Genomic DNA, 12,538 nt, shown 5'->3' on the forward strand with positions numbered 1-12,538 from the left:
GACGTATACTTTTTATTTATGCTTCTAGGTGAAGGATTAGACTTACCAGTTTAGGGCGATTTTGACAGGTGTAAATTAAGGAAGAAATTTACTTTTTTTAAAATTAATCTGTAATTTAATCGGTTTCAATTCACATTACATTCGAAATACTTTATAATTAGCCTTGGGGATGACAATATGAAACTATGAATATATTGTCGATTTTTAAATGGTCCTAATTGAATGGAACAATTAATAGAAAAAGGAGAGGTTTTCAATGACAACAACGAAAGGGCTTGAAGGCGTTGTAGCAACACAATCTTCCATAAGCTCCATCATTGATGATCAACTAACATATGTTGGTTACAAAATCGATGACTTGGCAGAAAATTCCAGCTTTGAAGAAGTAATTTATCTATTATGGAATCAAAAACTACCAAATAAGTCAGAGTTAGATGCTTTCAAAAAAGAGATAGCAGAAAATATGTCGTTGCCAGATGCAGTTATTTCTCATTTGCGTTCTTATGACCTGTCTACCGTTCATCCAATGGCAGCTCTACGTACAGCGGTTTCTTTACTTGGGCTGTATGATGAAGAAGCAGACGTTATGGACGAAGAGGCTAACAAACGGAAAGCGTTACGAATTCAAGCTAAGATATCAACAATTGTAACTGCTTTCGCAAGAATTCGTCAGGGTAAGGAGCCAGTACAGCCTAAGCATGACTATAATTATGCTGAAAATATTTTATATATGCTGAATGGAAAGGAACCAGAAGCAATTGAGGTTGAAGCGATAAATAAAGCCTTGGTTCTTCATGCAGACCATGAGCTTAATGCTTCCACTTTTACAGCCAGAGTGTGTGTCGCAACATTATCTGACGTGTATTCAGGAATCACAGCAGCAATTGGCGCATTAAAAGGACCGTTGCATGGTGGAGCAAATGAACGAGTAATGCAAATGCTTACAGAAATTGGCGAAGAAGAAAATGCGATCCCTTACATTAAAAAAATGTTAGAGAACAAAGAAAAAATTATGGGCATGGGGCACCGTGTATACCGTGATGGTGATCCACGTGCTAAATACTTGAGGGAAATGTCTAGACAGCTTACAGAGCTTACAGGACAATCCAAATGGTACAATATGTCACTCGAGATTGAAGACTATATTAAAGAGACAAAAGGTCTTCCTGCTAATGTAGATTTCTATTCTGCTAGTGTTTACCATAGCTTGGGAATCGACCATGATTTGTTTACACCAATCTTCGCAGTGAGTCGTACATCAGGATGGCTTGCCCATATTCTTGAGCAATACTCAAATAATCGACTGATTCGTCCACGTGCTGAGTACAATGGACCAAGATCACCCAAATACGTTCCAATTGAAGAAAGATAAAAGAGATAGCTAGACACAGATAACGGGGAATACGTTATACTAGAATCGAGAAAAGAAACAGGAGGTTTTTTACAATGACACAAGGAACAAAAATTACAGTTGAAAACGGACAAATGAATGTACCAGACGTTCCAGTAATTCCATTTATTGAAGGAGATGGAACTGGCCCGGATATTTGGGCTGCAGCCAGTAGTGTAATTGAGGCTGCTGTTGAGAAGGCTTACAATGGCACGAAGAAAATAGAATGGTTAGAAGTATTTGCTGGTCAAAAAGCATTCGATCAGACAGGAGAATGGCTACCAAAGGATACTCTTGATAAAATCAATGAATACAAAATTGCAATCAAAGGACCGCTTACTACACCAATTGGTGGTGGTATTCGTTCATTAAACGTTGCTTTACGTCAAGAACTTGACTTATTCACATGCCTGCGTCCTGTACGTTATTTTGAAGGTGTTCCATCACCAGTTAAGCGACCAGAAGATGTAGATATGGTAATTTTCCGTGAAAATACAGAAGATATCTACGCAGGAATAGAATGGCAAAAAGGTTCAGATGATGTTAAAAAGGTTATTGAATTTCTTAAAAACGAGATGAATGTAAGCAACATTCGCTTCCCTGAAACGTCTGGTATTGGTGTGAAGCCAGTATCTGAAGAGGGTACAAAACGTCTAGTACGTTCAAGTATTGAATATGCACTGAATGAAGGACGTAAGAGTGTTACTTTAGTACATAAAGGTAACATTATGAAATTTACAGAAGGTGCTTTTAAAGCATGGGGATATGAAGTGGCTGAAGAAGAATTCGGTGATAAAGTATTCACTTGGGCTGAATATGATCGCATTGTAGAAAAAGATGGGAAAGATGCTGCAAATAAAGCACAGGACGAAGCTTTAGCATCAGGCAAAATCTTGGTTAAGGATTCAATTGCCGACATTTTCCTACAACAGATTTTAACTAGACCGAAAGAGTTTGATGTTGTAGCTACAATGAATCTTAACGGTGACTATATTTCAGATGCCCTTGCAGCACAGGTTGGTGGAATTGGTATTGCACCAGGAGCAAACATTAATTACGATACAGGGCATGCCATTTTTGAAGCTACTCACGGTACAGCACCTAAATATGCAGGACTGGATAAAGTAAATCCATCTTCTGTTATCCTATCTGCTGTATTAATGCTAGAACACTTAGAGTGGAGAGAAGCAGCGGACTTAATTACGAAGGCTATGGATAAAACAATCGCATCCAAAGTAGTTACGTACGATTTTGCTCGACTTATGGATGGTGCGAAAGAGGTTAAATGTTCAGAGTTTGGTCAAGAACTTATTAAAAACATGGACTAATTATAAGCTATAGAATCTCTGAGGTCGGGACATTACAAAAAGTATTAGTCAAGAGAAGGACGATAGCTAGAATAAGCTTAAGAAATGTACGGAGACTCCTTGAAAATCAAAAAACGATTTTCTGCGTGCGATGCAATGCTGTCGAAGTCTTCCTTGTCCTATGGGAGGAAGGCCTAGGCGAGACCCGGAATACGGAGCATCCGGAGGCTCACCAGCCGCCCATGGAAAGCGGAGTATATTTCTGAAGCGGTTTTCCAAAGGCCAATCTTTCAGATTTATCTTTTGCGTAAATACGTTTGTCCCGTCCTCACTGCAAATATTGTGAAAGGGGACGTTAAAATGGCTATTAAAAGAAGTAAAATATCAGTAATCGGATCAGGCTTCACTGGAGCAACAACTGCTTTAATGTTAGCGCAAAAAGAATTGGGCGATGTCGTGCTTGTTGATATTCCAAACATGGAGGATCCGACAAAAGGAAAGGCATTGGACATGCTTGAAGCAAGTCCAGTACAAGGTTTTGATGCAAGGATAACAGGAACATCTAATTATGAGGAAACCAAAGATTCCGATCTTGTCATCATTACAGCTGGGATTGCTAGAAAGCCAGGCATGAGCCGTGACGATTTAGTTAATACAAATGCTAAAATAATGAAGACTGTAGCCAAGGAAGTCGTTAAATATTCTCCTGATACCTTTATCGTAGTGTTAACAAATCCTGTTGACGCCATGACGTATACTATATTTAAAGAGTCTGGATTGCCAAAAGAACGCGTAATTGGTCAATCTGGTGTATTGGACACAGCTCGTTTCCGTACATTTGTAGCCCAAGAATTAAATCTTTCTGTTAAAGATGTAACAGGATTTGTATTAGGTGGCCATGGGGATGACATGGTTCCACTAATCCGCTATTCATACGCGGGAGGAATACCGTTAGAAAAGCTTATTTCCAAAGATCGCCTTGACGCCATTGTAGAACGTACACGCAAAGGTGGGGGAGAAATTGTAGGCCTTCTGGGTAATGGAAGTGCTTATTATGCTCCGGCTGCTTCCCTAACCGTTATGGCGGAAGCAATTCTTAAGGATCAACGTCGTGTTATACCATCTATTGCTTACTTAGAAGGAGAGTATGGTTACAGCGATATATACTTAGGAGTGCCAACAGTGCTTGGCGGAAAAGGTATTGAAGAAATCATTGAACTTGATTTAACTGAAGAAGAAAGAACTGCTCTTGATAAATCAGCAGATTCAGTTAAAAATGTTCTAAGCATATTGGGATAGTTATGAAAGCCCTCCGCAGTTTCTAAACTGTGGAGGGTTCTTTTATCATTAATTTTACTGTGAACGCTCTTTTTTATCTAGGTGAATAAATTCCTAAACGTATTTTCTGGCTATTTGCTGCCACCCTTTTAGTCTCATAGGCTCTTCGCATTTGTTCTGGTAAAGTAAGGAAAGGTTTGTTATAATAGAAAGCGCTTACAAAACGGAGGTGGTTGCAATGTTAGGGAAGAAAAGAAAGCTTGGAAAGACGTTGAAGGATATAAAAATAGGGGAAACGTATACGGCAATCAAAGTTATTGAGGACAAAGAGTTATTGCTCTATCTAGGATTAACAAATGATGCGAATCCATTATATATTCAACATGATTATGCTTCACAGACTCCATATAAAGCTCCAATTGTCCCATCAGTCTTGTTGTTTGGGATGGTATCCTCCATAGTATCAATGCATCTCCCTGGTCCAGGTAGCCATATTACACAGCATGAAATGACTTTTCCAAAACCTGTCCAACACCAGACAGAAATAAGATTTAACTTAGAAGTAATAGCTATAGATGACAAAGATCATACTGTTTCAATCAATGTTACAGGGTACGATATGGATGGAGATAAGGTTATAATTGGAAAGTTGCAAGTTTGTCCGCCATATAAACCAAATTCGTTGACAGCAACTTCATTGGAAAACTTTTTCTGATCAAGGAGGATACCTATTAAACCAGGTCGAACGGGAAACATGACGTTCGGCATTTTCTCTTTCAAGAGGCTGTGTCGTGAAGTGATTTCAAAGTGTGTTATTCGTATTTGAGTTCTGCTACTCATTCTTTCTCTACTTTAAGATAGAGTATTGTATCTAGATCCCCATTTTAAGACTGCTTTTTTGTAAATTTTAGTTAACAAAGTTTTTAATATGTTCACATTGTCACCTATTCATTGTAAGATGAGGGTAGGTCGAACGTAATTAAATGGTAATAGATACGATATTCTCTAGAGAAATGGGGATTTTGAATGAAGCAGAATATACTTATTGTAGATGATGAGAAGTCCATTGTGACACTTCTTAATTTTAATATTGAGAAAGCAGGATTTCAGACAGATGTAGCATATGACGGAGCTGAAGCAATTAAAAAGGCTGAGGCAAATGACTATGATTTAATCATTCTTGATCTCATGCTACCTGAAATGGACGGGATGGAAGTATGCAAATATCTCCGTAATAACAAAATTGATACACCTATCCTCATGCTCACTGCTAAAGATGAAGAGTTTGATAAAGTACTTGGTCTTGAATTAGGCGCTGATGATTATTTGACAAAACCGTTTAGTCCTAAAGAAGTAATAGCTAGAATGAAAGCTATCCTAAGACGATCTAACAAAGTAAGCAAATCAAACTATTCCTCTTTAAAAATAGGGGAACTAATTGTCTACCCTGAGCGCTATGAGGCTGAAATTGGGGATAAGATCATAACATTTACAAGAAAAGAATTTGAATTACTTCATTATCTTGCGAACAATAAAGGAAAGGTAATTTCACGTGATCAACTGTTGAGCGGTGTTTGGGATTATGATTTTGTTGGGGATACAAGAATAGTAGATGTCCATGTGTCCCATTTACGAGATAAAATTGAACCAGACACCAAAAAACCTAAATATATTAAAACAGTTCGCGGTCTCGGATATAAATTGGAGGAGCCTACTACATGAAAGCACTCTTTAAAAAACCACTAGCTACTTATTTAATTGGCATTTTCATTGTGGTTTTCGCCACAGGACTTGTCCTGTACCAGATTGTTGATAACATACTTATTTTAGGGTCTGTTCTGCTAACCCAGTTTATAATTTTAACCTTATTTTTAATGCATCTTTATGAACGTTACATACGTCCGATAAAGAAAGCAACACGTACCATTGAAGAAATAGTGAAGGGAAACTATCGGGCTAGATTCCATCATCCTAGCAATGATAGCATTGGGTTATTAAGTGCAAAGATAAATTCCCTTGCTCGGAATATTGGGGAGTTCGCCAGGCACGAGAAGATGCAATCGGAGCAATTATCAACTGTGATTGATAATACGCAAAGTGGTCTTATTCTAGTGGATGCAAAAGGATATATTCATTTTGTTAACCGGAAATTCATCCACATCTTTGGTGGTGTACCAAAAGATTATAAGGGGCACCTTTATTACGATATATTAGAAAATGAAATTATTCATGAAACGGTACAAAAGACATTTTTATATGAAAAAAACGTAAAAGAAGCATTTACCCACTATAAAGGCATTGATAAAATTTATTTGGAAATTGTCGGTGCACCAATTTTTAATGAGAAAGGCATGCTAAAAGGTGCGGTATTAGTCATATATGATATAACAGAAATGAAAAAGCTGGAGTTAATGCGCAAGGACTTTGTTGCCAATGTTTCACATGAACTGAAGACTCCTATTACATCGATTAAAGGGTTTGCGGAAACACTTTTGGATGGCACGATGGATGATAAAGAAGCTAGTAAGGAATTCCTCGGTATTATTTATAATGAGAGTGAACGTTTGCAATTACTAATTGAAGATCTCCTTATTTTATCTCGACTTGAAAAAGAAGATTTCCAGCTAGTATTATCTGATATTAATTTAAAACAAATTGTAGCGGAAGTGGCCATGTTGATGAAACATAAAATGGATAAAAAGAAGCTTTTGCTATCCGTTAATATTAGTGATGAAGCAATAATAAAAGCAGATAAAGAACGTTTAAAGCAAGTCATTATTAATCTTCTAGATAATGCGATCAATTATACCCCTGTCAATGGGCAGATCTGGATTAATGGTGAAAACACTAAAGATGAGGTTACGATAGAAGTGAAGGATACAGGGATTGGGATAGCCCAAGAAGCATTGCCACGCATTTTTGAACGTTTTTACCGCGTTGACAAGGCGAGGAGCAGAGATACAGGCGGAACGGGGCTTGGTCTAGCTATTGTAAAACATATTGTGGAAGTCCATAGAGGGGATATTCAAATCAGTAGTGATCTAAACAAAGGCACAACGGTGTCTGTTACTTTTAAAAAAGAACTGATCGATTAATATTTTGTACAGCATATGGAGAATGGAAGAGGGTGCCCCTTTTAGCTATAGGGTCATCTTCTTTCTATTTATCTATCCGGTGGCTCTATTCCTATATATATTTTTTCACTTTCATGAAAGAGAATGATACTATAGGGGTAATGAAGATTCAGGAATGGAGGATTAATACGATGTCTGAAAAGCTTGTTTTAATAGATGGTAATAGTATTATATATCGCGCTTTTTTTGCACTTCCCTTGCTTAATAATGACAAAGGTGTTTATACAAATGCTGTGTATGGATTTACGACGATGTTACTTAGAATCCTGGAGGAAGAAAAACCAACACATATGCTGGTTGCGTTTGATGCAGGAAAAACGACGTTTCGTCACAAAACCTATAAAGAATACAAAGGCGGTCGGCAAAAAACGCCTTCAGAGTTATCAGAACAATTTCCCCTTTTAAAAGAAGTATTGGATGCCTTTCATATTCCCCATTATCAACTGGAAAACTATGAGGCAGATGATATCATCGGTACGCTTTCTAAAACGGCTGAGGAAAATAAATGGGATGTCACAGTTATTTCAGGGGACAAGGACTTATTACAACTTGTTTCTGATTCGGTAACCGTACGCCTAACGAAAAAAGGCATTAGTGAGGTAGAAGAGTATAATCCAGCCTTTTTAAAGGAAAAAATGGAGCTGCATCAGGATCAGATTATTGATTTAAAAGCACTTATGGGAGATAGCTCAGATAATATTCCAGGGATCCCTGGTGTGGGACAGAAAACCGCCACGAAATTGTTGAAGCAGTACAATACGTTAGAAGAACTCTATAACCATGTGGACGAGGTAAGTGGAAAGAAATTACAGGAAAAGCTGACTACATACAAAGATGATGCGTTTATGAGCAAAGAGCTTGTGACCATAGACCGCGAGTCTCCCATCACCATTAAGGTAGAGGACATTGCCTTTAATGGCTACCAACCAAGTGATGTTAGTGGAATTTTTAAAGAGCTAGGTTTCCAGTCATTGTTGGACAAACTTGAAGGAGATGTATCAGCAGAAGAACCAACAGAAACTGAATTGCAGGGCATTGATTTTCAAATTGTAGAAGAAATCGATGAATCCATGTTTCTTGGAGATGAATCCATCGTTGTGGAAACACTTGGTGAAAATTATCACCAAACGGAAATCGAGGGCTTTGGAGTATTTAATCGCGAGCAAGCCTACTTTATCCCAACAGAAATCGCTTTATCTTCAGAAGCATTTAAAACATGGCTCGAAGACAGCAGTAAAAAGAAAGCAGTATTTGATGCGAAAAAGACACTAGTAACACTCCTTAGAAATGGGATTCACATAAAAGGAATTACGTTTGATATGCTGCTTGCCTCTTATTTGCTGAATCCATCAGATAATAATCATGACATCCCTGCTATTGCAAATAGAATGGGAAAACAAGTTGTTCTCTTTGATGAGGAAGTTTACGGCAAAGGTGCAAAACAAATGGTTCCAGAACAGTCAGTATTAGCAGAACACGTTGTTCGTAAAACAAAAGCATTGTTTGATTTGACAGAAAAAATGAATCAGCAGCTGATTGATAACGAACAGAAGGAATTATGTACAGAGTTAGAGATGCCACTTGCTTTAATTCTTGGTGAGATCGAACACTACGGTGTTGAGGTGGACGTTGAGCGACTTGAGGAAATGGGTATTGATTTGAAATCTAGGCTAGCTGAATTAGAAAAAGAAGTACATGAGCTTGCAGGTGAAACCTTTAATCTTAACTCACCTAAGCAGTTGGGGCCTATACTATTTGAAAAGCTACAGTTACCTGTTGTGAAGAAAACGAAGACAGGCTATTCAACTGCAGCGGATGTATTGGAAAAGCTAGAACATGAACATGAAATTATTCCAAAGTTACTTCTTTACCGTCAATTAGGTAAGCTTCAGTCTACCTATATCGAAGGATTGTTAAAAGTAGTAAATAAGGACACAAATAGAATTCATACACGCTTTAACCAAGCATTAACACAAACAGGCCGTTTAAGCTCAATTGATCCTAACCTGCAAAATATCCCGATTAGGCTGGAAGAAGGCAGGAAAATTAGACAAGCTTTTATTCCTTCTAAGAAAGATTGGATCATGTTTGCAGCCGATTATTCACAGATTGAATTAAGGGTGCTAGCACATATAGCTAATGATGAGAAATTGGTGGCTGCCTTTAAAGAGGATTCCGATATTCATACACAAACGGCAATGGATGTATTTCATGTAGAAAAAGACGAGGTTACCGGGAATATGCGGCGACAGGCCAAAGCGGTTAACTTCGGTATTGTATATGGTATTAGTGACTTCGGACTATCACAAAATCTAGGTATCACCCGTAAGGAAGCAAAAAAGTTTATTGAGCGTTACTTTGAGAGCTACCCTGGGGTTAAGGCTTATATGGACGAAATTGTCCAAGAAGCAAAGCATCAAGGTTATGTCACCACATTAATGAAGCGAAGGAGATATTTACCGGATATTACGAGCAGGAATTTTAATCTTCGTAGCTTTGCAGAAAGAACAGCCATGAATACACCAATTCAGGGTAGTGCAGCAGATATTATTAAGAAGGCTATGATTGACTTGCATGAAAAACTGCAGGAAGAGAAATTGCAGGCACGTATTCTGTTGCAGGTCCATGATGAATTAATTATTGAAGCTCCAAAAGAAGAATTAAACAAGTTAAAAGAAATAGTGCCGGAAATGATGGAAAACACAGTGGATCTCATTGTTCCGTTGAAAGCAGATTATGCTTACGGTTCCAGCTGGTTCGACGCGAAGTAAGGAGAGACGAAAAACATGCCTGAATTACCCGAGGTAGAAACGATTAAAAATACGCTTAAACAATTTGTATTAAATAAAACAATTGAGCAGGTAGAGGTCTTCTGGCCAAATATTATAAAAGAACCAGATGATGTGCAGCAATTTCAAACATTACTAATTGGACAGACGATTTCGGATATAACAAGAAGGGGAAAGTTTTTACTTTTTCAGCTAGATGATTATGTTATGGTGTCTCACCTTCGGATGGAAGGGAAATATAGTGTAGAGCCACCGGGGGAAGCGGTTAAAAAGCATACTCACGTAATCTTCCGTTTTACGAATGGAGAAGAACTTCGTTATAACGATGTTCGGAAGTTTGGTACAATGCATCTATATCAACGAGGCGAAGAGCTTCTTAATAAACCGTTGAATCAATTAGGTCCAGATCCCTTTGATGCTACGTTTACATTTGAATACTTCTATCAAAAGTTGAAAAAAACAGAGCGGGTAATAAAATCGGCCCTCTTAGACCAAACCATCGTTACAGGTCTTGGCAATATTTACGTAGATGAAACATTATATAAAGCTGGTGTCCATCCTTTAAAAAAAGCTAGTAAGCTAACCAAAAAGGAAGTAAAGGCTATTCAGGAACAAGCTATTGAAACATTAGCTGAGGCAGTTGAACTAGGTGGTACAACCATTCGTTCCTATGTAAATGGACAAGGGCAAATGGGAATGTTTCAACAGTCCCTATTTGTATATGGACAAGAAAATAAACCGTGTAAAAAATGCGGAAAACCGATTATGAAGATGAAGGTTGGCGGCCGTGGTACGCATGTTTGCAGTACCTGTCAAAAAAATAATTGAGGTGAGAGAATAGTGACGCTTATAATTGGACTTACTGGAAGTATTGCCAGCGGAAAAAGCACCGTTTCTCTCATGTTTAATGATCTTAATGTACCGGTAATTGATGCAGACAAAATTTCTAGAGAAGTAGTAAATCCTCAAGAGGATGCATACAATAAAATAGTGGAGACGTTTGGTAACAGTATTTTGCAAGATGATAAAACCATAGACCGGGCAAAGCTTGCTGAGATTATATTTAATGACCAAGTGATGCGAGAGAAACTTAATAACATCGTGCACCCTGCGGTACGTGAAAGGATGCTTGCTAAAAGAGACTCCTATGTAAAAGCAAGTGTACCCACTGTTGTATTGGATATCCCGTTATTGTTTGAGAGTAACCTAACGCATCTTGTCGATAAGACGCTTGTTATTAGTGTGACAGAATCGGTCCAACTAACTCGGCTGATGAATCGGAATGGCTATAATGAGCAAGAAGCAAGGCAACGCATACAGTCACAGATCCCTATCGCCGAGAAAGTAAAAATGGCAGATGCTGTGATTGATAATAATGGTACAAAGCAAGAGACGTATGAACAACTTGAACAGTTACTTCAGCAATGGAAAGCCAGAACTACTGAAAACTAAAATCCGTACCTGACAATTTTGTCAGGTTTTTCTTTTTAATAAGACACACTAATTCGTTTTTGTGTTATACTTATTTTGAAATATCTCGAGTAAAGTATAGCTTAACGGGAGGTTGTCTAAATGGGGAAGACAAAAATCGCGATAAATGGGTTTGGAAGAATTGGCAGAATGGTTTTTCGCCAACTGATATTGGATAGTGAAATTGAAGTGGTTGCAGTCAATGCTAACTATTCTGCAGATACATTGGCGCACCTAGTTAAATATGATAGTGTACACGGTATTTTTTCCGAAGAAGTGAAAGCGCTTCAAAAAGGATTGCAAGTAAATGAAAAGAAAGTAAAGATAGTAAATTCAAGGGAACCGGAGAAGCTTCCGTGGAAAAGCCTTGGGGTTGATATAGTTATTGAAGCAACAGGTAAGTTCAAAACAAAAGAAAGTGCTGGTAAACATATAGAGGCAGGAGCCAAAAAAGTAGTTATTACAGCACCAGGAAAAGGGTTGGACAGAACCATTGTAATGGGGGTGAATGAGACAGAATATGACCCCCATACGGATCACATTCTTTCCAATGCTTCCTGTACAACAAATTGTTTAGCACCTGTTGTAAAAGTATTGGATGACCATTTTGGAATAAAGAATGGCCTGATGACAACCGTCCATGCTTTTACAAATGACCAAAAAAACATTGATAATCCACATAAAGATCTTCGACGCGCAAGAGGGTGTACCCAATCGATTATTCCTACCTCCACAGGAGCTGCCAAAGCTTTAGGTGAGGTTTTACCTCATTTGAACGGCAAATTGCATGGCATGGCATTAAGAGTACCTACACCAAATGTCTCGCTAGTCGACTTAGTCGTAGATCTTAACCATCAAGTTACAACAGAGCAGGTTAACAAGGCTTTTGCTGATGAAGCAGCCGGAAGTATGAAGAGGATTTTACATTATAGTGTAGAACCACTCGTTTCGATTGATTACACCACTACAAATTATTCAGCAATCATTGATGGACTATCTACCATGGTAATGGAAGGGAACAAAGTAAAGGTGCTTGCTTGGTATGATAATGAGTGGGGATATGCAAAACGTGTAGGTGACCTTACAAAATATGTGGGGAAATATATGTATCGCACTTCTGCAGTAGTATCGTAAATTGCTTTCAAGCTGTAATTTTCGGGGGCAACCAGT

At 38.1% G+C, this 12,538-nt stretch carries 10 protein-coding genes; all 10 read left to right on the forward strand.

Features of this window, described 5'->3' with window-relative positions:
• Positions 1-256 precede the first annotated feature (256 nt).
• The 10 genes from citZ (at position 257) to AC6CHS_RS00475 (ending at position 12,502) form a co-directional block, all read left to right on the forward strand.
• A complete protein-coding gene (gene citZ / locus AC6CHS_RS00430) occupies positions 257-1,372 on the forward strand; it encodes a citrate synthase (RefSeq protein WP_498233532.1) in 1,116 nt (371 codons plus the stop codon).
• A gap of 74 nt (positions 1,373-1,446) precedes the next feature.
• Positions 1,447-2,718 carry an NADP-dependent isocitrate dehydrogenase gene (icd, locus tag AC6CHS_RS00435; RefSeq protein ID WP_238020532.1) on the forward strand — a complete coding sequence of 424 codons (1,272 nt, stop codon included), beginning with the start codon at positions 1,447-1,449 and terminating at the stop codon, positions 2,716-2,718.
• Between the two features lie 339 nt (positions 2,719-3,057).
• On the forward strand, positions 3,058-3,996 hold the full coding sequence (gene mdh, locus AC6CHS_RS00440; protein ID WP_498233533.1) for a malate dehydrogenase: 939 nt from the start codon (positions 3,058-3,060) through the stop codon (positions 3,994-3,996).
• Between the two features lie 217 nt (positions 3,997-4,213).
• Complete coding sequence (locus AC6CHS_RS00445) at positions 4,214-4,690, forward strand: MaoC family dehydratase (protein ID WP_498233534.1); 477 nt, start codon at positions 4,214-4,216, stop codon at positions 4,688-4,690.
• A gap of 311 nt (positions 4,691-5,001) precedes the next feature.
• Entirely contained in the window at positions 5,002-5,697 is a 696-nt protein-coding gene (locus AC6CHS_RS00450; protein ID WP_498233535.1) for a response regulator transcription factor, read from the forward strand.
• Positions 5,694-7,070, forward strand: coding sequence for a two-component system histidine kinase PnpS (gene pnpS, locus AC6CHS_RS00455; RefSeq protein WP_498233536.1), 1,377 nt, complete (start codon positions 5,694-5,696; stop codon positions 7,068-7,070). Before AC6CHS_RS00450 ends, pnpS begins: the two co-directional genes overlap by 4 nt.
• A 170-nt stretch (positions 7,071-7,240) precedes the next feature.
• Positions 7,241-9,880: a DNA polymerase I gene (gene polA / locus AC6CHS_RS00460; RefSeq protein ID WP_498233537.1), complete on the forward strand. Its 2,640-nt coding sequence runs from the start codon at positions 7,241-7,243 to the stop codon at positions 9,878-9,880.
• A gap of 15 nt (positions 9,881-9,895) precedes the next feature.
• Positions 9,896-10,726 carry a DNA-formamidopyrimidine glycosylase gene (mutM, locus tag AC6CHS_RS00465; RefSeq protein ID WP_498233538.1) on the forward strand — a complete coding sequence of 277 codons (831 nt, stop codon included), beginning with the start codon at positions 9,896-9,898 and terminating at the stop codon, positions 10,724-10,726.
• Between the two features lie 12 nt (positions 10,727-10,738).
• Complete coding sequence (gene coaE / locus AC6CHS_RS00470; RefSeq protein ID WP_498233539.1) at positions 10,739-11,350, forward strand: dephospho-CoA kinase; 612 nt, start codon at positions 10,739-10,741, stop codon at positions 11,348-11,350.
• A gap of 120 nt (positions 11,351-11,470) precedes the next feature.
• Positions 11,471-12,502: a glyceraldehyde-3-phosphate dehydrogenase gene (locus AC6CHS_RS00475; protein ID WP_498233540.1), complete on the forward strand. Its 1,032-nt coding sequence runs from the start codon at positions 11,471-11,473 to the stop codon at positions 12,500-12,502.
• Positions 12,503-12,538 lie beyond the last annotated feature (36 nt).

It is taken from the genome of Oceanobacillus sp. GQ8 (genome assembly GCF_059758495.1).

What these genes read in the sequence shown, in the direction of transcription:
- AC6CHS_RS00450 (WP_498233535.1), top strand. Translation starts at nt 5,002, where the DNA reads ATGAAGCAGAATATACTTATTGTAGATGATGAGAAGTCCATTGTGACA.
- citZ (WP_498233532.1), top strand. Translation starts at nt 257, where the DNA reads ATGACAACAACGAAAGGGCTTGAAGGCGTTGTAGCAACACAATCTTCC.
- polA (WP_498233537.1), top strand. Translation starts at nt 7,241, where the DNA reads ATGTCTGAAAAGCTTGTTTTAATAGATGGTAATAGTATTATATATCGC.
- mutM (WP_498233538.1), top strand. Translation starts at nt 9,896, where the DNA reads ATGCCTGAATTACCCGAGGTAGAAACGATTAAAAATACGCTTAAACAA.
- icd (WP_238020532.1), top strand. Translation starts at nt 1,447, where the DNA reads ATGACACAAGGAACAAAAATTACAGTTGAAAACGGACAAATGAATGTA.
- AC6CHS_RS00445 (WP_498233534.1), top strand. Translation starts at nt 4,214, where the DNA reads ATGTTAGGGAAGAAAAGAAAGCTTGGAAAGACGTTGAAGGATATAAAA.
- pnpS (WP_498233536.1), top strand. Translation starts at nt 5,694, where the DNA reads ATGAAAGCACTCTTTAAAAAACCACTAGCTACTTATTTAATTGGCATT.
- mdh (WP_498233533.1), top strand. Translation starts at nt 3,058, where the DNA reads ATGGCTATTAAAAGAAGTAAAATATCAGTAATCGGATCAGGCTTCACT.
- AC6CHS_RS00475 (WP_498233540.1), top strand. Translation starts at nt 11,471, where the DNA reads ATGGGGAAGACAAAAATCGCGATAAATGGGTTTGGAAGAATTGGCAGA.